Source organism: Leisingera caerulea DSM 24564 (genome assembly GCF_000473325.1).
GTDB classification, from domain to species: domain Bacteria; phylum Pseudomonadota; class Alphaproteobacteria; order Rhodobacterales; family Rhodobacteraceae; genus Leisingera; species Leisingera caerulea.
On the sequence record NZ_KI421513.1, the window covers coordinates 1,735,046 to 1,761,069 of the forward strand.

General features: G+C 59.4%; 14 protein-coding genes and 1 pseudogene. 11 read left to right on the forward strand and 4 right to left on the reverse strand.

Translation table 11 applies throughout. The annotated features are described in order from the left end of the window. Positions 1-3 precede the first annotated feature (3 nt). On the forward strand, positions 4-957 hold the full coding sequence (locus CAER_RS28040; protein WP_051357786.1) for a BMP family protein: 954 nt from the start codon (positions 4-6) through the stop codon (positions 955-957). A 1,154-nt stretch (positions 958-2,111) separates the two neighbouring features. Then, positions 2,112-3,992: an adenylate/guanylate cyclase domain-containing protein gene (locus CAER_RS28045; protein WP_084299554.1), complete on the forward strand. Its 1,881-nt coding sequence runs from the start codon at positions 2,112-2,114 to the stop codon at positions 3,990-3,992. A gap of 172 nt (positions 3,993-4,164) precedes the next feature. On the opposite strand, the gene CAER_RS0115725 is transcribed toward CAER_RS28045, so the two are convergent. Then, the gene (locus CAER_RS0115725) at positions 4,165-4,344 is read right to left on the reverse strand and encodes a transposase domain-containing protein (RefSeq protein ID WP_027236264.1); all 180 of its coding nucleotides are present in this window, start codon (positions 4,342-4,344) and stop codon (positions 4,165-4,167) included. 74 nt (positions 4,345-4,418) lie between these two features. Here CAER_RS0115725 and CAER_RS0115730 point away from each other — a divergent pair, with 74 nt between their 5' ends. The 4 genes from CAER_RS0115730 to CAER_RS28050 all read left to right on the forward strand — a co-directional run bounded on the left by CAER_RS0115730 (position 4,419) and on the right by CAER_RS28050 (position 10,186). Next, positions 4,419-5,432, forward strand: a complete 1,014-nt coding sequence (locus tag CAER_RS0115730) for a ligase-associated DNA damage response exonuclease (protein ID WP_027236265.1) — start codon at positions 4,419-4,421, stop codon at positions 5,430-5,432. Further along, the gene (locus CAER_RS0115735; RefSeq protein WP_027236266.1) at positions 5,432-6,988 is read left to right on the forward strand and encodes a cisplatin damage response ATP-dependent DNA ligase; all 1,557 of its coding nucleotides are present in this window, start codon (positions 5,432-5,434) and stop codon (positions 6,986-6,988) included. Before CAER_RS0115730 ends, CAER_RS0115735 begins: the two co-directional genes overlap by 1 nt. 484 nt (positions 6,989-7,472) lie before the next feature. Further along, the gene (locus tag CAER_RS0115740) at positions 7,473-8,249 is read left to right on the forward strand and encodes a transporter substrate-binding domain-containing protein (RefSeq protein WP_027236267.1); all 777 of its coding nucleotides are present in this window, start codon (positions 7,473-7,475) and stop codon (positions 8,247-8,249) included. Positions 8,250-8,425: 176 nt separating this feature from the next. After that, positions 8,426-10,186, forward strand: a complete 1,761-nt coding sequence (locus tag CAER_RS28050; RefSeq protein WP_084299556.1) for a methyl-accepting chemotaxis protein — start codon at positions 8,426-8,428, stop codon at positions 10,184-10,186. A gap of 493 nt (positions 10,187-10,679) precedes the next feature. Here CAER_RS28050 and CAER_RS29260 read toward each other — a convergent pair whose 3' ends face one another. After that, the gene (locus CAER_RS29260) at positions 10,680-11,183 is read right to left on the reverse strand and encodes a DUF995 domain-containing protein (protein WP_084299558.1); all 504 of its coding nucleotides are present in this window, start codon (positions 11,181-11,183) and stop codon (positions 10,680-10,682) included. A 139-nt stretch (positions 11,184-11,322) separates the two neighbouring features. Further along, a complete protein-coding gene (locus tag CAER_RS0115755) occupies positions 11,323-12,234 on the reverse strand; it encodes a calcium-binding protein (protein WP_027236269.1) in 912 nt (303 codons plus the stop codon). A 691-nt stretch (positions 12,235-12,925) separates the two neighbouring features. Between CAER_RS0115755 and CAER_RS0115760 the strand changes: the two genes are divergently transcribed. Both CAER_RS0115760 and CAER_RS0115765 read left to right on the forward strand, forming a co-directional pair. After that, on the forward strand, positions 12,926-16,348 hold the full coding sequence (locus CAER_RS0115760; protein ID WP_027236270.1) for a glycosyltransferase: 3,423 nt from the start codon (positions 12,926-12,928) through the stop codon (positions 16,346-16,348). Between the two features lie 266 nt (positions 16,349-16,614). Continuing rightward, complete coding sequence (locus CAER_RS0115765) at positions 16,615-18,894, forward strand: DUF3131 domain-containing protein (RefSeq protein WP_245597370.1); 2,280 nt, start codon at positions 16,615-16,617, stop codon at positions 18,892-18,894. 54 nt (positions 18,895-18,948) lie between these two features. Here the strand turns inward: CAER_RS0115765 and CAER_RS0115770 are convergent, their stop codons facing one another. Continuing rightward, positions 18,949-19,398, reverse strand: coding sequence for a hypothetical protein (locus CAER_RS0115770; protein WP_209320202.1), 450 nt, complete (start codon positions 19,396-19,398; stop codon positions 18,949-18,951). 363 nt (positions 19,399-19,761) lie between these two features. Here CAER_RS0115770 and CAER_RS29265 point away from each other — a divergent pair. From CAER_RS29265 to CAER_RS28920, 3 genes and pseudogenes are all read left to right on the forward strand, one after another. After that, positions 19,762-19,949: pseudogene (locus CAER_RS29265) on the forward strand (IS5/IS1182 family transposase); the annotation flags it as partial. A gap of 230 nt (positions 19,950-20,179) precedes the next feature. Then, a complete protein-coding gene (locus CAER_RS0115780; protein WP_027236273.1) occupies positions 20,180-21,829 on the forward strand; it encodes a Glu/Leu/Phe/Val dehydrogenase dimerization domain-containing protein in 1,650 nt (549 codons plus the stop codon). Positions 21,830-21,884: 55 nt separating this feature from the next. Beyond that, the gene (locus CAER_RS28920; RefSeq protein WP_154667780.1) at positions 21,885-26,012 is read left to right on the forward strand and encodes a response regulator; all 4,128 of its coding nucleotides are present in this window, start codon (positions 21,885-21,887) and stop codon (positions 26,010-26,012) included. Positions 26,013-26,024 lie beyond the last annotated feature (12 nt).

Consider the following 26,024-nt stretch of genomic DNA (forward strand, 5'->3'; position numbering starts at 1 on the left):
ACAATGCAATTGATTTCCAAACTATTGGCGGGGCTTGCGGCACTGATGTTGGCCGGGCCTGCGGCCGCTGACGGGATCGAACGCGCCGCGATCGTTATGCCCGGATCGATTTCTGATAATGGCTGGAACCAAGCCGGATTCGAAGGTCTCACCAAGGCAGGTGAAGCGCTCGGCTTTGAAGCCGCCTTTTCTGAAAGCGTGCATCAGCCGGAACAAATCGAAGTCCTGAGTGACTACGCACGCCGGGGATATGACCTCGTGATCGGTCACGGCGGAGAATTCCAGGACGCAGTGGAACGTGTCGCAGCCCGCTTCCCGGAAACCATGTTCATTGTGAACAACGGACTGGGCACCAAAGACAACATTGCCAACGCGGATTTCTATTTCAGCCAAATCGCTTATCTGATGGGCTACGTTGCTGGCTCCATGTCAGACACAGGCACCATCGGCATCATCGCGGCGCAGCAGTTCAAGTTCACGACCGACACGGTTGCTGGCTACGAAGCGGGCGCCAAAGCGGCCAATCCGGACGTCAGAGTTCTGGTTACCTGGACCGGCGACTGGGATGACATCGCCAAGGGCAAAGAAGCTGCCTTGAACCAAATTTCCCAAGGCGCTGATGTCGTCTGGCCGACAATGGACAGTGCGACGCTGGGCTCGATGCAAGCCGTTCAGGAAAAAGGCGTCTATGGCATCGGTATCTATCGTGATGCGATCAACGAATGGCCGGAAATCCTGCAGTCCGCTATTCTGGATGTCCGAGGCAACATGCGGTCCTACCTGGAACTGGCAGCTGCTGGAAAATTGGAAGGTGCACTCTACCGGGCGGATATGGGCAATGAACTGGCCATGCGGATCGGGTCGTTCCACCCAGATATCCCGGTGGACGTTGTGGATGAAGTCAACAAACTGATCGACGCCATGAAGTCCGGCAATTTGGTTGTAAGTCCACAATAATGCATCCCTGATAATCGCTCCTCCTTTTACTCTCGCCCCCAAGTCTGGGGGCTTTTTTATGGCTAGAGAAATCAATGATTGAAGCCTTTCGCTTGTACCGCGTGGGACTTTGTTACCCCCGATTTCGCCGGAGTCGCTAGACTTTCTATTGCTGGTTTTCAGTGGGACAATACCCGCCAATGAAAAAATCCAGGACTGCCTAAGATCCAACCATGCAAACGCTCAATGAACACCATCCGTGCAAAATTTTTCACCAGACATCCATGCACATTGCAGCATCTGTCAAACTGGGCTCGAAGCCCCATTTCGCCGCGCGCGGCACGAATGTCTGCTTCAGCCAGTGGAAAACCTAGGAGTCGCAAAAGGTAACTTTGCTGAGTCGGCTGAAAATATTTCGCTTTAAAATCAAGCAACCAAGCTCCCCAAAAAGGCAAAACCTTTCCTTTTTCGTGTCTCCAACATCCCCGATCGCGCCTCCTGTTCCGCCAGTGGCGAAGCCTTCCCTGATTTTCACTTCGGAAGACCTCGTGTCTTCCGGAGGGCAAAGCAGGGTGGGCGCAGCCCGGACTGCGGCCGGACGGTGATCTGACACACGGGGCCGGAGCGGTGAAATTGGGAGGGGCCCGCGCCTGGCGCGGGAGGAACCGGATTTCTCCGTGGAGGCTGACGCGCAGCGGCATCAGAACCCGTGTTCAGATTGCCGGCCGGATGGCAGGCGGACCAATCAAACGGAAGATGCCAGGCGCGCTAGAGCGGAGCGGAGGCGCGGCTGACTTCTGTGCAAGCGATCGCGGTCTCGTCCGCGATCACATTTTAACTTAGCCCGGAAGGTTAGGGGGAAGCAGCCGGGGAGATCTTTAGCTGTCCCTCGCCCCGCAGTTCACGAACTAACACACAGCCGGACGCAGCGGACTTTGGCCTTACTAGTGTTCGCAATGTCCGCCCACAGCCCGAAGCGGAAGCACAACTTGTGGTGCGAATCTGCGATAGCTGACCTTCACTACACTGGCAGTGAACTGGAAGATAGCGAAGTCGCGGCTGTCAGCAGTGGTTCAGTCAACGGGAGTTTCAGGGGAACGTAGCAACGGTTTCATAGCTTCTGGATTCGCTGTGGTATTCTGCCTAACCTGTTCTGAACTCATGGAGCTAGGAAAGTGGAACGCCGCCTCGCCGCGATACTTGCCGCCGATGTCGTTGGCTACAGCCGTCTCATCCGCGATAATGAAGCCGGTACTCTGGAGACAGTCAAAACGCATCGTGAACGTCTATTCGAGCCAATTGTATCGGCTAGGGGCGGACGCATTGTAAAACTGATGGGTGACGGGCTGCTAATTGAATTTGCCAGCGCCGTCGAGGCCGTTTGTTGTGCCGTCGAAATGCAGCATTTTATCGGAATCGAGAACAAGAACTTGCCGGAAGACGCTCAGGTCCGATATCGAATCGGGCTCAACGTCGGCGATATCGTAGTTGATCAGGGCGACATCCAAGGCGATGGCGTTAACATCGCCGCTCGGATGGAAAGCCTGGCCGATCCTGCGGGCATCTGCATGTCTGGCAGTGTCTTCGATCAGGTTAAGGACAAAATCGACCTCACATTTGAAGATGCGGGCATGCATCAGGTCAAGAACATGGCGGACCCGTTGCACGTATTCAGGCTGGCGCTTGATGCAAAGGCCACGGCCTTGGTATCGCCCGTTGTGCGAAGTGCAGCAAAGCCTGCAAAACGTAGGTTCGCAGTTGCCATCGTCGTCGTGCTCGCCTTGGCCCTGGGCGTGGCGGCATGGTGGCAGCCTTGGAGCCCTGCCGTGATATCGTCCGCCAATGGCGGCAAAAATCTGCCTGCGTCCGGCAAGCCGTCTATCGCGGTCATGGCTTTCGAAAATTTGAACAATGACCCGAGCCAGGATTACCTGAGTGATGGTCTGAGTGAGAACATCCTGACGGCGCTGTCGCGGTTCTCCGACTTCTTTGTAATCGCGCGCAATTCAACCTTTTCGTACAAGGATATGCCCGCAGAGCCGCAGCAGATCGCGCAGGAGCTCGGCGTGAGGTACATCGTCGACGGCAGTGTTCAGATCGCAGGTGAGCGCTTGCGCGCAAATGCGCAACTAATTGATGCCACGACCGGCAAGCATCTCTGGGCGGAACAATACGATCGTAATCTGCAGGACATTTTTCAGGTTCAGGATGAAATTACCCGCACCGTCGCTTCTACGTTGAGTACGAGCATCAACCTCGCCGAGTATGACCGGTTGAAGCATCAGCCCACTGAAAGCCTCGGGGCCTATGAACTCTCCACACGCGCTCAGGAACACTCGCTTAGATTCAACAAGACTGACAACATTCAAGCCCAGCAACTGAGCGAGCAGGCGATTGCGCTCGATCCAGACTTCGCGGGCGCATATGCCGAACTTGCCTGGGCTCATGCCTTTGGCTACCGCTTTGGCTGGAGCAAAGACCTTTCACGCGAAGAATCGCTCGGTCTTGCTCTTGAAATGGCCAGAAAGGCGATTGATCTCGAACCACTCAATTTTGCCGGCTACGCCGTTCTGGCTTATGTCACGATGTATAGCGGTGATCTCGACCGGGCTGTCACGCTCTATGACAAGGCTCTCTCGCTGAACCCGAATTCTGCAGGCACCCTCGTGGATTCAACCGACCCTCTGGTCTACAGCGGACTCGCCGAAGAAGCCGTTGAACGGATGCGGTCGGCCATTCGCCTCAACCCCCATCATCCGGATTGGTATCTGTGGAACCTGGGGTGGGCACAGTACTTTGCGGAAGATTATGCGGGCGCCCTTGCTTCGATAGAAAAGATGAACGAGGTTCCGGATCGCCTAAGACGCACGCTTGCGCCAATTCTCTTGCGGTTGGGGCGAGAAGGTGAAGCAAAATCGATGATCGACGAATTTTTGGAAGACAACCCCAGCTACAGCATCGAAGAGGCTAAGAAAGCGCCGTTTGAGAGCGAAGAGTACCTCAACCGATGGTTGGATGACTTGCGCAAATTGGGGGTTCCGGAAACCACGCGTTGAATGGTTGAGTCGGTATAGCTGTGGGCAGCAAGACTGCGAAGATCAGGCTGTGGCGGCAGTATGCAATTTCGCAGCTCTGAGCATCCGGCCTGCTGTCCGCTGCAATCAGCGTAAGATATCTGCAGGCGGGAAACCGTCAAAATGTATCCGGCGTCTGGAGGGCACCGGGTTTTCAACTTGACGGCTGGAAGTTCCAGGGGAGGAGTTCGTCGAGCCGACTGGCAGGGTGATCTGCAGCGATGGCTTCGAGCGTGGCCTGGAGGCAGGCGAAGGGCTCGGCGCCGTTGGTCTTCGCCGTGGCAATGAGCGAAGCGATGCGGTCCCAGGCCTTTGTCGACCTCCCGAAGCGCATCCCCTTGCATGAAGCCCTTTTTACCTTAACTCCTTGTCGATGAGCCCAAGAACTTCGTAATTGAGGAGAGCAAATTGACAGTTTCACGCTCTCCAGAGCAGTTGCTCAACCCTCGCCCGGAGGGGCTGTATTGCCCGGCAGGTGATTTCTTCATTGATCCGGTGCGGCCAGTGCCGCGCGCAATGATTACGCACGGCCATGCCGACCATGCGCGCGCAGGCCACGGCACTGTCTGGGCAAGCCCGCAAACGCTGGACATCATGGCGATCCGCTACGGCGAGGCGTTTTGCGAAACCCGCGTTCCGGTGGAAGACAGAATAGAGATGGACGGCATCCGCGTGGCGTTTACGCCAGCCGGGCACGTTCTTGGGTCCTGTCAGATCACAGTGGAGGATGGCAGCACAGCTATCACCGTCTCCGGCGATTATGCCCGGGCCGGCAACCCGGCCTGTGCGCCATTCCAGCTGGCTCCCTGCGATATCTTCGTGACCGAGGCAACCTTTGGCCTGCCAGTGTTCAATCATCCCGCGCCCCTTTCCGAGATCGAAAAACTGCTGCGGTCAGTGACCGCGCAGCCAGACCGCTGCCATCTCGTCGGGGCCTACGCGTTGGGCAAGGCACAGCGGATCATAGCGCTCCTGAGACAGGCAGGCTGGGAGCAGCCAATCTATATTCACGGAGCGTTGCAGCGGCTGTGCGACTACCACATCGAGCAGGGCGTTGATCTGGGTGATCTGCGGCCTGCGACAACCGATGAGGGCAAGGCAGCTTTCAAAGGGCAGATCATCCTTGGCCCGCCGTCGGCGTTTGCTGCGACCTGGGCGCAGCGCTTTCCTGATCCGGTAATCTGTTTCGCGAGCGGCTGGATGCAGGTGCGCGCCCGGGCCCGCCAGCGCGGTGTTGAGCTTCCGCTGATCCTCAGCGATCACGCAGATTGGCAGGACCTGACCCGGACTATCCTGGAATTGGCCCCGCAACAGGTCTGGGTCACGCATGGCAGGGAGGATGCGCTGGTGCGCTGGTGTCAACTGAACCAGATCGCCGCCCGCCCGCTGCGGCTGGTCGGTTATGAAGAGGAAGCGGACTGATGCAGTCTTTCGCCACCCTTCTGGAGCAGCTCGCCTTTACGCCGTCGCGAAATGGCAAGATCGCTCATCTGGTGTCCGCTTTCCGCACGATGCCGGATCCGGAACGCGGCTACGCGCTGGCAGCAATTACCGGAGACCTTGCGCTCCGCAATGTGACGCCATCGCTTTTGCGGGGGCTGGTTGCAGAGGAAACCGATGCCGAACTGTTCCGCTTGTCTTATGATTTTGTCGGCGATCTGGCAGAAACCGTAGCTTTGATCTGGCCCCATTCCGGCACGGTGACAGACATGCCCCTGGCCGATGCGGTCGAGGAGCTGGCCGTCACCACCAAGGCAGAGCTGCCTGCCCTGATTGCCCGCCGTTTAACGCATATGACGCCTTCGCAGCGCTATGCCTATCTGAAGCTTGCCACAGGAGGTTTGCGGGTTGGTGTGTCGGCGCAGCTTGCCAGGAGCGCGCTGGCGCAATTTGGCGGTGTGGAGGTCACTGAGATCGAAGAGCTTTGGCACGGGCTGACCCCGCCCTACCTGCCACTGTTTGCCTGGCTCGAAGGCGGTGAGAAGCCGGTAAGCCTCGCGGCCGCCCCATTTCGGCCGGTGATGCTCTCGACGGCCATCAATCTGGAGGATCTGGCAGAGTTCGCACCAGCCGATTTCACGGCGGAATGGAAATGGGACGGCATTCGCGTTCAGGCGGTGAATGATGGCGGCACGAGGCGTCTTTATTCGCGGACGGGAGAAGATATTTCGCGATCGTTCCCCGATGTAATCAGCACCCTGAACTTCGATGGCACGCTGGACGGCGAGTTACTGGTAAAGCGGGCCGGTGAAGTCGCACCCTTTGGCGACCTGCAAAAACGTCTGGGCCGCAAGAAGCCAGGCAAGGCCATATTGGCGAGCCATCCCGCAGCGCTTCGGGTCTACGATCTGCTGTTTCTGAATGGCGAAGACTGGCGCAGGCGGCCGCTGGATCAGCGTCAGGCCGGCCTGCGTGAGATCGTGGCTGACCTCAGCGATCCGCGTATCGACCTTTCGCCCCCCCTTGCCTTTAACCGCTGGGAAGATCTGGCAGAGCTGCGCGCGAACCCGCCCGAAAGTGTGGTCGAGGGCGTCATGATCAAGCGCCTAGACAGTGCCTATATCGCTGGCCGCAAACGCGGGCACTGGTTCAAATGGAAGCGCGACCCGATGCTGGTGGACGCCGTCATGCTTTACGCGCAGCGCGGACACGGCAAACGCTCAGGCTATTATTCTGATTTCACATTCGGTGTGTGGCAGGGCGATCAGCTGGTGCCCGTGGGCAAGGCGTACTTTGGCTTTACCGATGCGGAACTGAAGGAACTGGACCGATTCGTGCGCGGCAACACCATCGACCGGTTCGGGCCGGTGCGTGCAGTCAAGCCTGAGCTGGTGCTGGAGGTGGCCTTTGAGGGTTTGAGTGAGTCCACCCGCCATAAAAGCGGCCTGGCAATGCGGTTTCCAAGAATCAACCGGATCAGGACCGACAAGCCGGCATCAGAAGCGGGGACGGTGGAGGAGCTGAGACAGCTACTTTGAGGCTTTGTTCTGGGTTGAGGCGGCTTCCGTCCTTCGAGCTGTGCCGCCTTGTCTGGCAGGGGTTCCGGCCCGGATCAGTGGACAATATCAGGTCGATCAGTCATCCATGTGCCGCACCAGCAGGCGGGAAACATAAATGTAACCGCCGACAGTGAACACACTCAAAACACTCGCACCCGCGGGACGGTCTTCCCTTCAGCAAATTCGCGCATTTGGGTTTGCCACCCCATGGAGCAAAAGTGAGCCCGCCCACACATACTGTCGTCAAAGAGAGCTACCCTATCCGGCGTGAGCCGGCCCTGTCGCCGCAACCTGCCTTGGGCTCTGATAGGCTGCAAAACGGCATAATTGCGGATGTGCTGAGTGTTTCAATCCTTTGCAGCCGTTGCCGGGACGTAAAATTGCGCAAAGCTGTCGCAATAAGCAACCCTTAAGATTCTCTATCTACCCTGCTTGCATCAACACTCGCAGGAGCAGAATAACAATGAAGACCCGTTTTGCCGCGCTTCTCTGCGCGGCTGCAGCCCTCATGTCAACACAAGCAATCGCCGCAGAGGTGGAAGTCCTTGTCGGGGACCTGCCGCCAATGGTCAACAAAGATGGCTCTGGCCGGGAGGCGGAGATCATCTCAACCACACTGGAACGTTGCGGCCATACTGCCAAGTTCACCATTCAGCCGTTCACGCGCCACTGGCAGTCGTTCGAGTCAGGAAAAGGAGACGCAGTCGCCACCGTGCCTGTCGGCATGCCAACCGCCGGCACGCAGACTGAACCCTACGTGTCCTATCAGAACGGGATCTCGTTTCTCAAATCCTCGGGTGCGCAGGTCAGCACGCTTGGAGATCTGAACGGTATGAAGATTGTCGCCTTCGAAGGCGCCGCCAGCATCATCCCCGGGCTTTCGGACGCGACCGGCGGCTTCAAGTCCTACCGCGAGATGGCCGATCAGGAAACACAGAGCAAGCTGCTGTATGGCAAGCGCGTGGATGGGATCGTCGGCGATGGCATGCTGTTTGCCGAATTCGCCCGCCACCTGCAGGAAGCCGGCGCCGCGTCGGGGGTGGATGCCAGTCAGCCGATTGAATTCCGTGCAATCTTCGAACCGACACCCTATGGCATGAGTTTCCGCGATCCAGCCATCGCCGAGGAGTTCAACCGCTGTTTTGCCGAGCTCGAAGAAGAAGGCAAAATCGCTGAGATCAATACCCGTTGGGCCGACAAATACCGCGACGCGCTGTCGGACAACTACATGTCCTATTGATCCCGGATTCAAGAACACAGCACCAGGAGGCAGAGGCGAAACCGGCTTTGCACAGCCTGTAAACGCAGGCTGTGCAATAGCAGGCCGTCATTGCCTGAATTTCGCGTTCGGCACCGGTAATGGCCTGGTGCCGGACGCCGCACGGGATCGTGCTCTTCAACTAAGTGGAGTGTCGGATGAGACGCCTGAAGAAACAAATTTTTGCGATGTCGATCAAGAAGCGGCTGCTGTTGCCGATCCTCGCATGCATCGTCCTTTCGAACGCTGCATACACAGCGTTTTGGGCGTCGAAACACTCCAGTGCGCTGCTTGAAGCCTTTGATAGCGAAGTTAACTTGGCGCAGACTTTTATGGCACCACCGGTGGCGGCTGCGGTTTGGGATTTCAACAGCGACGCGGCGCTTGGAGCGGTCCAAGGCGTGACGGAGATGCAGGATGCGCTGTTTGCCCAGGTCCTGGTGGACGGCGACCCGTTTGCCGAAATTTTCGTGGATGAAAGCCGCCGGGAAGACTGGACTGCCGCGGTGCCTGATCTTTTGGCCGCGACCGACGGCACGACGAGCCTGCAGGCGGGCGCGCTTGCCTACATCACCTTTCCTGTTATGCACCCCGAAGGCGGGCAGGTTGCCCAAATGGTTCTGGGCTTCAACAATGGCCGGGTGCAGGCGACGATCCAGCAGCTCTATCTGCAATCGGCTGTCATCAGCCTTGCGGTCTGCCTGATTGTCGGCCTTATCGTGTTCTTCTCGGCAGCCTCGGTGACCAAACCGCTGCATCGGATCATCAGTAGAATTACCGCTTTGAGAGAGGGCGATACTGTAAGCCCGGTGCCAGAGGAAGGGCGCAGCGACGAACTGGGGCACCTGGCCGGCGCCGTTGGCCAATTCATCGAAGCGATGCGGGCTAACGCAGAGCTTGAAGAGCAGTCGCACCGCGCCGCGGAGGAGCAGGCGGGCGTGGTGCGGGAACTGGCTGCCGGTTTGAACAATCTGGCCAAGGGATTGCTGTCGCACCGCATCACGCAGGAGATGAGCGGCGAATACACCACTCTTCGTGCGGACTTTAACCAGACGGCTGAGTCGCTGGACGGGCTGATTGGACGTGTGCTGCACACCATCACCGAAATCGAAGAGCAAACCAATCGCATGGCCCAAGGGTCCGACGACCTGTCGCGCCGCACTGAAACTCAGGCGGCGACCCTGGAACAAACAGCTGCAGCGCTGGACCAGATTACGACCAATGTGCGCGACGCTACCGAGCAGACAAGCTCGGTCGAGCATACGGTATCGGACACGCGCGCGGAAGCCTTGCGCTGCGGCGAGATAGTCCAGCGGGCCGTTGAAGCCATGCGCGAGATCGACGACTCAGCGGCCAAGATTTCCGAAATCAACGGTGTGATCGAAGGCATTTCTTTCCAGACGAACCTGCTGGCGCTCAATGCCGGGGTCGAGGCGGCCCGCGCGGGTGAAGCGGGCCGAGGTTTTGCTGTTGTCGCCTCTGAAGTGCGCGCCCTGGCGCAAGCTTCTTCCAATTCGGCGAACGAAATCAAAGACCTGATCGACGTCAGCTCGGAAAAGGTGAAAGCGGGTGTAGGGCTGGTCGATGAAGCGGGCCAAGCAATTACCCTGATCATCGAGAAAATTCAGAGAGTGTCAGAATTGGCGGTTCAAATAGCGGTATCCTCCCGTGACCAGGCAGCGACCATTAGCGAGATCAATTCGGGAGTGACTGAGCTGGATCGCGTTACCCAGGAAAATGCCAGCATGGTCGAGAGATCCAGCGAGCAAGGGCAGATGTTGAAGCAGGCTGCCGCCGAACTTGCGGAGCTTGCGGCGAGCTTTAAGCCCTCGCAGGAAATCTCCATCTCGGCGGTACAGAGCACAGCAACCGGAGCGTGGGACAACCAGGGTTTCAGTCAAACGCGAATGGCAAGTTGAACTGGGCTGCAACAATCTGGAACGGCGGGGCGTTCGCGCCCCTGAACCGCGCCGGGTTTGCCGGAGGCTGATTTCAGCTAGTAACGCGGCTTGATGCCAAGATTGCCTAGGTCTCTGCTAGCGCAACTGCAGCGAAAGGCTCCTTCGGCGGGTCACGGCGCAGCATCCTATAAGCACGGCAAAGGGCGCTTGCGTAAATCCGGCGTGTGCACTTCAATGGACGGAAAGGGCGGGTTCCTCGACAGCAACTTCTTGAAACGTCGCTGGCGGAGCCTGAAATACGAGCGCATCTACTTGCATGCTTGGGAAACTCGGTCGCAAGCGAAGCAAGGCGCCGACGAAAGGGGGGCTATACCCGCAAACGCCCGTATTCCGAATTTGGCGGCGGACCGCCCGCCGTTCGCTATCGGCTGAGGCAATATGAAACCCAACCCGGGCAGCAGGAGCGGCGATGAACTGCCGCCCGGTAGCTGGGCGACTTAGCTGGGGCTGATTACAACCCCAGTCGTGAACGGGCTTGCTTAACATTGGAATGAAACTTGTAGCCTTTTTTCATTCCAGAGTATTTCTTAATGCCAGAGTGCTTGCCAGCCAGCGGCCACCACTGCGGATCATTTGGCCAGCTGCGCCAAACTGTTCCCCAGCGGTCGACAACGTGGGCAATACAAGTTTCTTCGCCAAGACTCTTTCCTGCCCGGTTATCGCCGGGCCAGTACCAGGATAGCTGATGGCACACACGGCCTTGGGGGTCGATTTTCCATTCCCCGGCGCCCAGGCTGTCACTGTTTTCGCCGCACCAGGCACGAGCTTGCTGGTTGGGTGAGTAATAGATGCCGCCATTGCACCCTTCGGCCCAAATATCAGTATTCCCAGCATAGATACTCGCTATGAGTTGCGGGGGCGCGGGCTTGGCGCTGCGAGGTTTGGGGTCCGCGAGGACAAAAGTCGGGATGGTGCCCAAAAGAGCTGTGGCGACTAGTTTCGCAGCCAACTTCATGTGAAACCTCCTACGGTTAACAGCGGGCGGTCATTTAAGGCCGCCTCGGAATATTGCGTGGTCTTGCCTGAACCCGCATGACTTGCTTCCCCAAAGGCGTTGCCTTTCAAGCCAAGGCCGCTGCCGGGAAATCGTATCTTCAGAACAGGAAATTCGATCCGTCGTCGAGCTGTTCAACGGTCGTGTTTTGCACGGTTACTGTGACATTTCCGAAGTAGACGAACACGTCCTCGCCTTGCTGGTCAAAATCCACTCCACTCATGCCGGACGCTCCGCTTTTCACATGAATTTTGTCAATTCCGATTTCGAAGTCGGTAATAACGTCTGTGTGATCGTTCCGTCTGAACATGAAGACATCGGCGCCAGCCCCTCCGGTAAGCAGGTCATCGCTTTGCCCGCCAATCAGGGTGTCTTGCCCGCCGCCGCCCTGCAGGGTGTCGTTGCCGGACCCTCCAAACAGCTTGTCGCTTCCCTTGTTTCCGAACAGAGTGTCGTTTTCAGAACCGCCTGCAATCTTGTCGCGCCCGCCGCCGCCAATGAGTTCATCACTGCCGTCTTCGCCCCGCAACAGGTCCCGTCCGCGGCCGCCCAGCAGCCGGTCATCCCCTTCACTGCCTGTCAGTGTATCGTTGCCAGCTCCACCCCATGCGGTGTCGTTGCCAGTGCCGAGGCGGACAACATCATCTCCTGCCAGTGACCGGATTTCCAGACCGGTTCCTAGGTTCAAGGAAATGTCGTCATCTCCAGAGAAAAGGCTCTTCATGAGTTGCTTTCCACTCATGGCCTCATACTCCGCATAGGGAAGTGCGAAGCCCGAAATGGAGGCAAGCGACGTGTCACCGTCGGAGTAAGACAGCGAATAGATCTCCCAGTCGCTTTCGAGTATGCTGGTGAAGTTACCCGTCAGCGTCAGAACAGAGCCATCCAGGGCAGTCATCTCGATCGAGAAGCTGTCGTATACAGTACTCGCGGGCTCATCGAATTTCTCGAAGGCCAGGAGTCTGATCAGAGTAGGCGCGCCATTTAAGCCGCCGATAAATGCGTTAGCCATGGCATGTGTCTTTCTGCTGTGTAAACTTCATCGTGGTTATACCGGTAGAACAGGCCTGGGAAAAAACAATGAATTTTCAATAAATCCGTCCTGAGCGCCGCATTTAAAATGATTTTTGAGGTTAAAGCGGCCTGAGGGCGGAAACTGTTTCCAAGTTCTGAACTGTGCTGTGTGCAGGTGGTCAGCCTGCGGCCAGAGAATCGCACCGCCTTGTGCCTGGCTGGAAATCTGCAGAGGCGCCGGCAGTTAGATTGCTATGCATCTTGACCGCAAATTGCGCCAGATTTCCTTGGCCGCCAGGTTCTTAAGCAGCCGTTTAGCAGTCGCGTTCATTTGAGCTTTCTGGTGCGCGGCTGCGCCCACAGCAAATCTTTGTTTCAAATTTGCTCAACAATTCCCCGCGTGGCGCGGGATTGTCAGCCCATTTGCGGCGCCACCAAGTGAATTTCAGAGAAAATTTGAGGAAATTTTGACAAAAGCGGTTTCAGGCAGGAAGTTGTCTGCCATGTAGCCTGATCTGCTTGTCTTGTGCGGAATCACTGTGGGGACGGTCTCCGCGCACAATAGACAGCAGTGTTGGCCTGCTTGGGGGTCGGGGGACCGTGGCTAACAGTAGTGATGTTTTCCGCTTTGCAGGTGTGTGCCTGCCAGCTCTCGAGATGCAGCGCGCCTGCATTCGGAGGGGGCTATATTGAAACGGTTTTCCTTTCATCAGGACAGGCTGGAGACCGTCATGTCGTCACGCAAAGTGTTCGACGACCCAAAACGAGTCCGGGCCCGCCGGGTTAGGGCTATGGTGATCGCCTTCGTTACGGCGGTCCTGTGCTGGGCGATCCTTTTTCTTGACGGCTCGTTTTCGTTGCAGTCTGCGCTGCGAGAGCTGAATCCCTTTTATCGGGACAACCGCAGCCATGTTCATTCAGCCCTGGACAGCAACGGCCAACACGACCTGACCCACTTGGCGTCTGCGTCAACGCTGCCTCAGGCAGGGTCCGACTGCGAAGCAGGGCGCAAACAGCCCGTGTTTTCGGCGATGGCGGACACAGGGGTTCCGCGGGTCTTCGGCCATGTGCCCGTATCGTCAGAAGGGGCGTTTTTGTCGCTGGAAGACAGTTGCGGCCAAATGGGCGTCGTTGTGCCGGAATGGATCAGCATCGTCGAGCAACAGGACCGCCTTGCAGTTTCGGTAATCAGCAAGGACACTCGGATTTCTGTTGAAGAGTACATGTCCGGCACCTCTGTGCGACCGCAACTCCTGCCGGCCGTTTTGCTAGGCGCGAACAGGACAGAAGAAGCTTTTCTGGAAAGTATCGCTGATGCTGCACAAGCGTCGGAGCTCGCTGAAGGTATGGCCACCGCTGTGGCAGCCTTGAACGCCCAAGGGGCGTGCCTGGATTTCACTGGAATGGCCCCTGAAGCGTTCCAGCGTCTCAGACCGCTGATGACGAGCTTTTCTGATACATTCCGCGCACGCGGGCTGACAGCCTGCACCATCCTTGCGGGCAGCCAGCCTGAGTGGAAAAACGCGGATCTGACCGATCTGTTTGACCAGATTATCCTGAAGCTCTTTCAGGAACCTTGGGCGGAATCCGTGCCGGGGCCGCTTGCACCGTACGGCTGGATTGAGGATGTGACAGCTGAGGCGGTCCAAGCCGTAGGTGCAAAAAAGTTGGTCGTCGCGATCGGGAATTTCGCCGTTGAATGGACCTCTGGTTCATCAAAGCCGGAGGTTCTTTCTTACTCGGAAGCGATGCAGAGACTGAGCACCGCCGGAGCGGAGCTCCGCTTCAGCGCAAAATCCTCAAACAGCTTCAGCCGCTACCGGGACGCACAGGGGCGGCAGCGCAAAATCTGGATGCTCGACGCCGCATCCGCGCACAACCAGCTGCTCCGCCTGAAAGAGCTTGGTATTGCCAATGTCGCTGTCTGGTCGCTTGGCCAGGAAGACCCCGGCATCTGGAAAGTCCTGCAGCATCAGAATGCTGCCAAGGATGTTCTTGCAGCTGAACTGACCGTTGCGGAGCTCAACAACTTTGTCGATTACAAGGGGCAGGGCGCCTTCATTCGAATAGACCAGCGCGCATCGGCTGGTGTCCGTCAGCTATCCTTTGACGCCGAAACCGGGCTGGTCACGAACCAGACCTACAGCCGGTTGCCAAAGCCGTATTCGATTGAGCTTTACGGCAGGCCTGACCGGCGCAAGCTTGTGTTGACCTTCGATGACGGCCCGCACGAGAAGTTCACCAAGGAAATCCTGGACATCTTGCAGGAAGAACAGGTGCCCGGTTCCTTCTTCGTTGTTGGCACCAGTGTCATGAACTCTCCCGATCTGGTCGCCCGGATGATTGATGAAGGGCACGAGGTTGGCGCGCACAGCTTCTCCCATCCGAGAATGGACCAGATCTCCCAGACCCGTGTCGACCTGGAATTTGCGCTTTTGGACAAGATCCTGGCTGGATCAGCCGGCCGGAAAACCATGCTCTACCGCGAGCCGTTTCAGCGCCGCGGCGGACCGATCAGCGCCGAACGTGCAGCCTCGCTGGAGGCTGCCGAAGCCCGCGGGTACACTATTGCCGGTATGGAAATCGTCCCGAAAGACTGGGAAGGCTGGGACAGCGGACAGATTGCAAACTATGTGATCAGCGAGGTGGAGCAGGGGAGCGGCAACGTCATTCTTTTGCACGATGGCGGACAGGACCGCGCGGCGACTGTGGAAGCCGTCCGCCCGATTATCCGGTCACTGCGGGCAAAAGGCTATGAGTTCACGACGCTCGCGGATCTTCTGGGCACCAACCGCGCGGCCCTGATGCCTGTTGCCGAAGGCGGCTCTCCGGTTTTTGACCGGGTTTCGTTCTCCATGGTCTGGATGGCGCAACAGGCGGTCGTGGTTGTTTTCTGGGTGGTGCTTGCAATTGGCCTTCTCCGCTCGGCCGGCATTCTGATCCTGGCGCTTTTGAACCGCCGCGAACGGTTTACGCCCTTGCAGAGGCAGCCGAAGGTCGCCGTGGTGATCCCTGCCCACAACGAAGCAAAGGTGATTGCCCAAAGCGTCGAAAGCGTCCGTTCGAGCGGTTACAAAAACCTGGAAATCATCGTTGTGGACGATGGCTCGACCGATGACACGCTGATCGAGGTCCTGAAGTTCGGCCACAAAAGCGAGGTGCGCCTCATCTCGCAGCCGAACCAGGGCAAATGGAGCGCGCTGAACAGAGCCATCCAAAGCACCGACGCAGAATTTGCTGTTTGTATCGATGCGGACACGCAAGTCTGCAAAAACGCGATCACGCATCTCGTCAGGCATTTTGCAGACCCGAAAACCGGCGCCGTGGCAGGCAAAATCATCGCAGGTAACCGCGTGAACCTGCTGACCCGCCTGCAAGCGTTTGAGTATGCGACCTCCCAGAATGTCGAGAGGAAGGCATTCGACCTGATCAACGGCATCCTGGTGGTTCCCGGGGCCATTGGCGCGTGGCGGATTGATGCTTTGAAAAAGGCGGGGTTGTTCAGTGAGGAAACCCTGACTGAGGACACCGACCTCACAATTCAGGTGAACCGGGCGGGCTACAATGTCGTCTTTGAGCCTAAGGCCAAGGCATACACCGAAGTGCCGGAGAAAGTGGGCCAGCTCCTGAAGCAACGGCTCCGCTGGTCGCTGGGCATGTTCCAAAGCGCCTGGAAGCATAAACGGGCGATCATCGAGGGGCGGTCTATCGGCCTGGTGTCCATTTCGGACATGTTCGTGTTCGGCTATGTTTTCCCGCTGCTGGCCCCCATCGCAGACCTGTTCGTGATCGTTATGCTGTACCACCTTATGGCAGGCGGCTGGACAGGCGATATCGGCAGCACGCAGCAAGTGCAAACGGCGCAATACCTTTGGGCCTTCTTGGCGCTGCCGGCCTTGGAACTGCTGATTGCCGCTATTGCGATCACCTCTGATGAAGACGAAAGCAACTGGTCCTTGCTGCTGTTCCCGCTGCAGCGGCTGGCTTACCGCCCGCTCCTGTATTTTTCGGTCATCCGCTCGATCCTGCGTGCCGTAACCGGGCGTTTAGCCAACTGGGGTACCGTCAAACGTCACGGGCGTGATTACGGTTTGGTGGCTGGCAACACATGAGACGCAGATCATTTCTGAAGTCGGCGGCGGCCAGTTTGGCCCTGTTACCGGAGAAGGGAGCCGCTTCCTCGCTGTGGAAGCTTCCGGCGCAAGCCTATCCGGTTGTTACGGACATCGGCGAGGACGTCTCGATCCCGCATCTCATTGCGGTAATAGATGCCTTCCTCGACCGGAACATTCCGCTTGCCTGCGTGGTCAATCCTTTTGACAAGCAGGGCCGGGCCTATACTGCGAAAAGCAAGCTGGCACAGGTGCTGAACGGGTATATGCTCGGCAGCAACGGTTTGGATGTTGTGCCCTACGTTCCGGATCTGGCGTCGCTTTCCGAGCATTTTCAGGCCCGGGCCGCCCATGAGGCTCTCTCTGCCATGAAAATCATGATGCGGCCGGCGGCGTCTGCCCGAAACTCTGCCCACCTTATGCAGACAATCGCATGTGCGGATCAGGATGCCCCTGCTGCTCCCCGGGGGGTGCGTTCCGCTGGCATCCTCAATCTCCTGTCGGTTCCGGCGCAGTCGGCTCCTGTGCGCTCTGAGACTTGGGAAAACGGTGTCGTGCGGCTTTTTGGCGGCACGGTGCAGTCCCTGAGGGATTTCAATGGAGACGTGGAAGCTCCCGGTTATTCCCCCAGCCAGAACATACTCTACCTATCGGCCCGGGACTTCTCCCAAATCGCTCTGAACCAGCTGGAAACAGCTGCGGAGCGTTTCGCCAGCGCGCTTTCGCACCGGGAGCTGGATGGGGATTTGTCTTTGTTGCCGGTGACAGACATCCAACTGCGCGACAGCTACGGGTTCAAGCGTGTGGTGTGCCTGCATGTACTGCAACCGCAGGAGAATGATCGCGATCAGTTGTCCGCGTACTCTGCCTTCACAAAGTTTTTGCAGTCGGCGGGCATTCCCCACTCCACCGGGGGCAAATCTGGCGTGCGGTCCGGCAGCGCTTTTTGGGTTCGAACCGAATTATCGCATGGAGACGCTGTAGCTGGCGCTGGGCGGCCTGGCATGTTCCCCATCTTTATCGAAGACCGCAGTGCCGTTAAAATCCGGACAGTCCGGCCGCTGGGACCGGGCATCGGTGTGGCCTTTTCTGCCGAAGACGCTGGAACTCAAGGGGTAGGGCGCGCTGGTTTCCTGCAGTTCCAGAGACGCGTTGTCAGCGGCAGCGGCGTGATGGAGGCTTTCCAATCCGCGACGGCCGGAACCGCAGATGCAGTGGTTTTCATAAAGCCCGAGGCAATAGCATTCCCGCCGGAGCGGCGGGCACTGGAAGGCTTTCTGAAGGACATGCTGACTGACGAGGGGACGAAGTTTCTCCGTCTTGAGGAGTTCGCACGGACCGTTGCGCCTTCAGGGCCTTTGCCCTCCCGGTACCGAAAAACGGCTGCAACGGCGCCAGAGCTGATAAAGACACGGCAGCGCCTCGGGGATGCCGGGCGGGAAGAGCTTCTTGAAGATGCCCGCGTGGCTTGGCGGTATTTCGAGAAATTCACCGACCCCAAGACGGGGCTGTGCCCTGCGACCGTGGACTTCGCTCCGGGCGGGCGGCATCACGAGGCCGTCACGATGTGGGATGTCGGCAGCCACATCAACGGGCTTTTGGGCGCCATGCAAATCGGCTTGATCAGCCAGGACGAATTCACGGCAGCAATTCGCAAGATCCTGCCCAATATTGCGGGCCGCACGTCGCAGGGCCGCCACTTGCCGCAAGGGTGGATACGAACCGATCGCCGCAAGTGGGGCAACAAGAACTTTGACGGCTCCGATGCGGGCCGGCTGCTCGCCGCCTTGGACAACCTGCGCCGGCACAGCAATTTCGGCGATCAGCTGGAGGAGCTTGTTGCCTCTTGGCATCTCCAGGAAGTGGTTATTAATGGCGAGATTCACTCGGTCACAAACGGCGAATTGAAGACCTCATACGTGTCACACAGCGCCCATTATTCGGCCTTGGCCTTCCGGCGGTGGGGGGTATCTGTAAAGTCCCCGTATGAGGTCTTTGCCAACCGGTCGGCGGCTGACGGGCAGATGGCGCTGCTTGAAGCTGCGGCCAGGATCGGGCCGATTGGCGCAGAGCCCCTGTTGCTTGAGGCTATGGAGTTGGGGATGTCCCAGGAGAGCGCCTATCTGGCTGACGTGCTGTTTGGCGCGCAACTGGAGGATTTCCGCGAAACAGGCCGGCTCATCTGCGTCTCGGAAGGACCAATCGACAAGGCCCCCTGGTTTCTCTATCAGGGGCTGCAGCTGGATGCGCAGGAGCGCACTTGGGCGTTTGACACGGTCGGGCAGGAGCCCGAGTACAGAACGCCGGAGTTCCGCAAGGAAAACCTGGTTGTCAGCAGCAAAGCAGCCTTTCTCTGGTCGGCCTATCAGCCGCATGACTACTCCGAAAAACTTGTCGGGTTCGCCAGAAGTGTTGCCAAAACCAAAAACGGGTTTGCGTCGAGCATCTACCTGAAAACCGGGCGGCCAACCGAGGCCTATTCCGATTTGAACACTAACGGTGTAATTCTGCAGGCAATTGCCCATCGTCTTGCCGGTTCAGGCTGATTGGAATGAACAGGCAAGACGCGGAGTTGCAAAAGCCCGCACTGCGGCTTTGCGTTAAAAGGTGGTGCATCCGCTGGCCGCGATCTCTCCAGGCGACACCGGATAACCCGGCCGTGGGTTCAGGATAACCGGCTGAATGCCGGTGATGCGGTTCATGCAGCCGTCAACCCAGCTTTCACTGATGCCCTTACCGCCCACGTAGATATCCAGCCAGTCATGGCCTTGATAGCCACTGTGGCACGGTCCTGCCTGAGGTTTCGGCCCGTCACCGCACAGATCCTCGACAATTGCATACCGTTGCAGGTTCTTGATGTAGAACTTCGTGCCTGCCGGGTAGTCCATGTAGCTGCGGCCGTTTCGTTTCACATGGCCGACCGCAAGGGTCACCGGGTCCTCGTAGGTTCCGGTCCCGCCTGCCTTCCGGTGGATCACTGGACGGGCAATCTGTGCCGAGCCGCGAGGGGTATTGTCCCAATAGCTGTAGCCCGTCAAGAATGCGTTCATGGTTTGTTCCGTTTCATACGCTGCAGTTCCACCCATTCCCCCAGCCACGCTCTCGTCAACCAGGAGCCGCGTGCTGTGCATTCCATTCAGGGTGTCATTTGCTCTGTCCTGAACACTGCAGCCTGCTGCAGCAAGCAATGCCCCGGCTAAAAGCGCAATTCTGGAAACTTTGTGAGTCATACTGTCATCCTGTTTAACTAGGTACCCAGGAAGCTGCAGAGCAGTTTGAAATCGCAGCTGCCAACAGCGGCAATATGCACGTTAGAAGGTAATAAGGGATTAAAACAAAAGAGAAAATTTTAGTCATCCTGGAACTTTAGGTGCTCAGTCCCGGAATCTGGTGGACTAGTTCAGATGGGGCATTCCGATGAAAAGGCGATCATGATCGGCGCTATCTACCTGAAGGCACATCGCACGGCCTCAAGCCTGCGGCTGAAAAAGGGGGGCGGATGCCTGATTGGCGTGCCAAGGGCGGAATGAACCCCGAGCTGCACGCAGTCACTGATGCCAATGGCCGCCCCAAAAGATCCTTCATGACCGCCGGGCAGGTTCCCGTAATTGGCCGCCATCATGGATTGGCACTCGCGAAAGGTTCTTTACTGGCGCATTTCGAATACGCTGGAGGCTGGCTTTTGCGTCGAGGCGCTGAACGAGGCCATTCTCAACTTCGGCGCGCCAGTGATCACTTCTTGGCGATCCAGACGCCTGCAAGATGACTGCGGCAGAACTTTGTATCAGCATAGGAAGGCCCGATGCGTCTTTCGCCTAGAAAGGAAACAGCATGGCCGACCAAACCGTCAAAGTCCTGCTGGTCGAGGACAATCCGCTCCATATGAAACTTGTAGAGCGGCTGATCGACAGCGAGCCCCAATTGCAATGTTCAGTCGATCCTGCCGCGAACTTGGCAGATGGGCTTGCCCGCTTGGCCGCTGGCGGCATCGATCTGGTGCTGCTGGATCTGGTGCTGCCCGACAGCCAGGAGCTTGAAACGCTTTTCCGGGTCCGCGCGGCGGCGCCGGATACGCCGGTGGTGATCCTCACCGCCATGGATGACCTGAAACTCGCTGCAAACGCGGTGGAGGCCGGAGCCAGTGATTTCCTGGTCAAATCCAATCTCAACGCGGTCGCGCTGGGCCGCGCGATCCGCTACTCGCTGGCCCGCGCCCGGGCGCGCACCGCGGAATGGGATTCCCCGATGTTCCGTCTCGCGCAGCAGCAATTCCTGAAGGCGGCGCAGATCATGGAGCTGGATGACAACATCAGGCAGCGGCTGCTGTTCCCGCAGCGCACCCAGGTGGTGTCTTTCCCCTTCTTCCGCGATGACCGCAGCCAGGTGGAAACCGTGTTCGGCTACCGCGTGCAGCATGTTCTGACGATGGGGCCGACCAAGGGCGGTGTGCGCTACCACGAAGATGTGGACCTGGGGGAGGTCGCGGCCCTGGCCACCTGGATGACCTGGAAATGCGCCTTGATGAACCTGCCCTTCGGCGGCGCCAAGGGGGGCGTTCGGGTCGATCCCACCGGACTGTCGCGGCATGAGCTGCAGCGGCTGACCCGCCGCTATACCACCGAGATCATTGATATGATCGGTCCCGACAAGGACATTCCCGCCCCCGACATGGGCACCAATGAGCAAGTAATGGCCTGGATGATGGACACCTACAGCCAGCAGGCGGGCTACTCTGTGCCGACAGTGGTCACTGGCAAGCCGGTCGTGCTGGGCGGCTCGCTCGGCCGCCGGGAGGCCACCGGGCGCGGGCTGGTATACATGATCGAGGCCGCTGCCCGCCATAGCGGGCTTGACCTGCAGGGGGCGCCTGCCGTGGTGCAGGGCTTTGGCAATGTCGGCAGCTACACGGCGAAATTCCTGGAGGAAGCCGGGGCAAAGATCGTTGCCGTCAGCGATGTGTCGGCCGGCCTCTACAATCCCAAGGGGCTGCCGGTTCAGGCGCTGATGGATTATGTGGCCGAACACCGGGTGCTGAAGGGCTACCCCGAAGCCGACGCCATTACCAATGCCGAACTGCTGGAGACCAAATGCGATGTGCTGGCATTGGCGGCGCTGCAAAACCAGGTGACCGCCGAGAACGCTGACCGGGTCGACTGCAAGATCCTGGCCGAGGGCGCCAATGGCCCGACGACGCTGGAGGCTGATGAAATCCTCAACGAGAAAGGCACCATGATTGTGCCGGACGTGCTGGGTAACGCGGGCGGTGTCACGGTGTCCTATTTCGAGTGGGTGCAGGGCACCCAGAACCTGACTTGGAAGCTGGATGAAATCAACGGCCGGCTCCGCGAAATCATGCTCAGCGCCTTTGAGCGCACGGTGGCACGTGCTGCGCGCGATGGGCTCGATATGCGCACCGCGGCGCTGGTCGAAGGTGTTCAGCGGGTGACCGATGCCAAGCTTTTGCGCGGCCTGTTCCCATAGGCGGGCAGCAAAATAGCGGTATCATCAGCCGTACCGGCCTTTGGAGTCTGGCCAGATGACCAGTAGAGCAAAACCGTCCGGTCCCGCCCCTGGCGAACAGGCGTCGCTTGCGAGCCGCATTTTTGTCGGTGGCCGGGCCTGGGTGATCGGCACTGTAGGGCTGCTCAGCCTGGCGCTGACGCTGATCGTCTGGCAGGCGCTTCTGAAAGAGGAACGCGAAACCGCGGCGGCTGAGTTCGACCGCGCCGCCGCGCGCCGCGTGGAGGCCGTCAAGCGGCAGATGCTGCAGGGCGCATCGGTGATAGATGCGCTGCATGGGCTCTATGCCAGTTCACGCTCGGTGGAGCGCCGCGAGTTCCAGATTTTCGTGCGGCCCTTCCTGAATGATCAGCCGAACATTGAACTTGTGCTGTTCGCTCCCCGGGTTGAAAGCAATCTGCTGCCTTTTTGGGAGAACCTCGGCGCCGCGCAGCTGCGGGCTCCTTATGACATCTATCAGAGCGCACCGGATGGGTCGCGCCTCCCGCCTCAGCCGCGGGAGGCGCATTTCCCGGTGTTCTTCGTCGAATCCCGGCGCAGCGCGGCGCTGGGCACCCTTGGCTACGATTTGGCGTCCGACCCGGTGTTCCTCAAGGTGATTGAGCAGGCCCGTGACGGCGCCGGGGTGGTGGCCAGCCCGCATATCGCTATGCCTGGCCTGGCCGGCGGCCAGTCCCGCATCGCTATTGCTGCCCCGTATTTCACCCGCTCCGGCCCCGCGCTACGCCGCGAAGAGCTGCAGGGCGTCGTGGCTGTGGTTCTGCGGGTCAGCGATATCCTGAAGGACGCGCTGGATCACTTCCCGGGAGATGGTGTCGAGGTCCACCTGATCGACAGCGTAACCGGTGAGAGCTTCCTGTTGCCGAAACGCCATACGGACGGCATCAGGGAGAAACGGCAAACCGCCGATCTTGCCGCCCTGGCCGCCGCGGCCGACCTCAGTTATTCGGCCGGGTTTGATCTGCGAGGGCGGAACTGGGCGTTTCTGGCGCTCCCGGGGGAGGAGTTCCGGCCCAAAGCATGGCCGTCCGATGCGACAGTTGCCTTGACAGGCGGCTTGGCCGTAACGGCCATCCTGGTCGTTTTCCTGGCATCCCTCAGCCGCCAGATCGCCGAACGGACCCGCGCCGAGGCCTCCCTGCGGGAAAGCACGGCGCTGCTGAAATGCAACCAGACAATCACCCGGGCCGCCAATGAGGCGGAGAGCATCGGGGACGCCTTCCAGGTTGCGCTTGATGAGATCTGCACCCACACAGGCTGGCCGGTAGGGCATGTCTATTTATACGATGAGGAGGCGGGCGACCTGGCGCCGTCGGATATCTGGCACCTGGCGGACCCGGATGGTTTTGAAACCTTCCGTAAAGTGACCTGCGCAACCCGCTTTGCGCCTGGCACCGGCTTGCCCGGGCGGGTGTTCAGCAGCGGTGAACTGGCTTGGATCCCGGATGTGAACCGCGATCCCAATTTCCCCCGTGCCAAGCTGGCCGAGGAAATCGGAGTAAAGACCGGTGCGGGTTTCCCCGTAACGCACGGCGGGCGCGTTGTTGCGGTGCTGGAGTTCTTTTCGAGCCGCGTGGAAGAGAAAAACCCGGCGCTGCAGGACGTGATGGCGCAGGTTGGTGCGCAACTGGGTATTGTGGTAGCCCGGCAGCGCGCCGAAGCCGAAGTGCAGGAAGCCCGCGCCCGGGCCGAAAATGCCCGGACCCAGCTGGTGGATGCGATTGAGTCGGTCGAAGAGGGGTTTGTCCTTTATGACGCAGAGGACAGGCTGGTCTTGTTCAACTCGGTTTTCCGGGAAAAATTCTTTCCGCAGGTGGAGAAGCTGGAACCGGGGATGACCTTCGAGGATGTGCTGCACGCGGTGTTCAGGGCCGGGCTGGTTTCGACAGGGGGCGTGAGTGAAGAGGAATGGATCGCAAACCGCCTGGCCGCCCATCGCAAGCCCGGCAAACCGATTGCCGTCCATCACACGACCGGACGCTGGCTTTGGATCAGCGAACATAAGACCCGCGATGGCGGTACCGTCAGCGCTTATACGGATATCACCGAACTGCAAAAGCACCGCAGTCAGCTGGAAGAGCTGGTCGCCGCCCGCACTGCTGAACTGGAACAGCGCACTGGGGAGCTGCGCCGCTCGCATGCAGAACTGGAGACTGCCCGCGATGCGGCGCTGCAGGCAAGCGTAGCCAAAAGCCAGTTCCTGGCAAACATGAGCCACGAAATCCGGACGCCGCTCAATGGCGTGATCGGCATGGCCGAGCTGCTTTGCGGCACCGGCCTCACGCCGCAGCAGAGCGAGTACGCGCGGATCATCATGCGATCCGGGGACACACTGCTGAATCTCATCAATGATATTCTCGATTTCTCCAAGATCGAAGCAGGGCGGCTGGAGCTGGAAAAGGCCCCCTTCCGGCTGCGCGATTTGTTGGGCGATACCCTGCAGACGCTGGCCGTGCGTGCCGCTGAGAAGGGGCTGGAGCTGGCCCACCACATCCCGCCAGAGGTTCCCGACAGGGTGGTCGGCGACCCGACGCGCCTGCGCCAGATCATCGTCAATCTGGTTGGCAATGCCATTAAATTCACCGGCCAGGGTGAGGTGGTGGTGGATACCCGTCTGGCGGGCCTCAGCGAAACTGGGGTCAAGGTGGAATTCGAAGTGCGCGACACCGGCATCGGCATCCCCAAGGACCAGCAGAACAGAATTTTCGAGGCTTTCGGCCAGGCAGACGCCTCGACCACCCGGCAGTATGGCGGCACCGGTCTGGGCCTCGCAATCTCGGCTCAATTGGCCCGTAAGATGGGCGGGAAAATGACGCTGGAGAGTGCGCCGGGCAAGGGCAGCAGGTTTTGCTTTGCGGTGGAGATGGGCCTGGCCAGCGAGGACGACCTGCCGCGTGCGGCAGTGCCCAAGGAACTGCATGGCATGCCGGTGCTCGTCACCGACGACAACGCGACCAACCGCAGGATCCAAGCGGAGATACTGGAGAATTGGGGCATGACGCCGGTATTGGCCGACAGCGGGGCCGATGCGCTGTCCCGGCTTGATGCGATGATCTCCCGCGGCACCCAGCCGCGGCTGGCGCTGCTCGACCTGATGATGCCGGAAATGGACGGTATGGCGCTGGCCGCGAAGATCCGCGAGCGCCCGGCACTGGATGCAATGCGCATCCTGATCATGTCCTCCGCGGGCTACTCTGGCGGCGACGCACGCCTGCGCGAATTGAAGATCCACCGGATGCTGGTCAAGCCGGTGAAGCAATCCGACCTGCTGAACGCCATTCTCGCGGCAATTGGCACCTCTGAGCGCGAGGCTGCGCCCCAGCCGGTTCCGGCTGACGCCGGTGTCAAACCGCTGAAGATCCTGCTGGCCGAGGATGGCGTGGTCAATCAAAAGGTCGCGATCGATCTGCTGACCCGGCGCGGTCACAGTGTGGACCTGGCCGAAAACGGCCGGGAGGCAGTCGAAGCCACGGCGCGCAACAACTATGACCTGGTGCTTATGGACATGCACATGCCGGTCATGGACGGTGTCGCTGCCGCCGAAGCAATCCGCGCCCGTGAACCGGACGGGGGCCGGCGGCTGCCGATTATTGCCTGTACCGCCAGCGTGACGCCGGCAGACCGCGAGCGCTGCGCCAAAGCCGGGATGGACGATTTTGTCGGCAAGCCGTTCCGGGCCGGCGCCTTGCTGCGTGCCGTTGAACAGGCGGCCCCCGGCGCAGCGCCGCGGGAGCCGGAGCAAGCACCTGGGCTGACGGAGGCAGCGCCCGTCGATGCCGATCCGCTTCCTGGCGCCGCCAGTCCGGAGGTGGTCGATTGGCAAGACGCCTTGGCCAAACTGGGCGATGAAGGCTTGCTGCGGGAGATGGCGGAACTTTTCCTGTCGCAAGCGCCAGAGCTGGCAGCCGGCATAGAAACCGCGCGCCGGGATCAAGACGCGGAAGAGCTGCGGCGCGCGGCACATACACTCAAGGGCTCAGCCGCGGTCGTCAGTGCCTCAGCAGTGGCCGAGGCGGCGCGGCGGCTGGAGGATCTGGGCCGTGACGGTCGTTTTCAAGAGGTGCCGGAGGCGCAGCGTGATTTAGCTGCGGAACTGAAGCGCTGCGAGGCCGCGCTCCAGAAAATCCTAGCTCAGCCGGCATAGCCCGATGGTCCT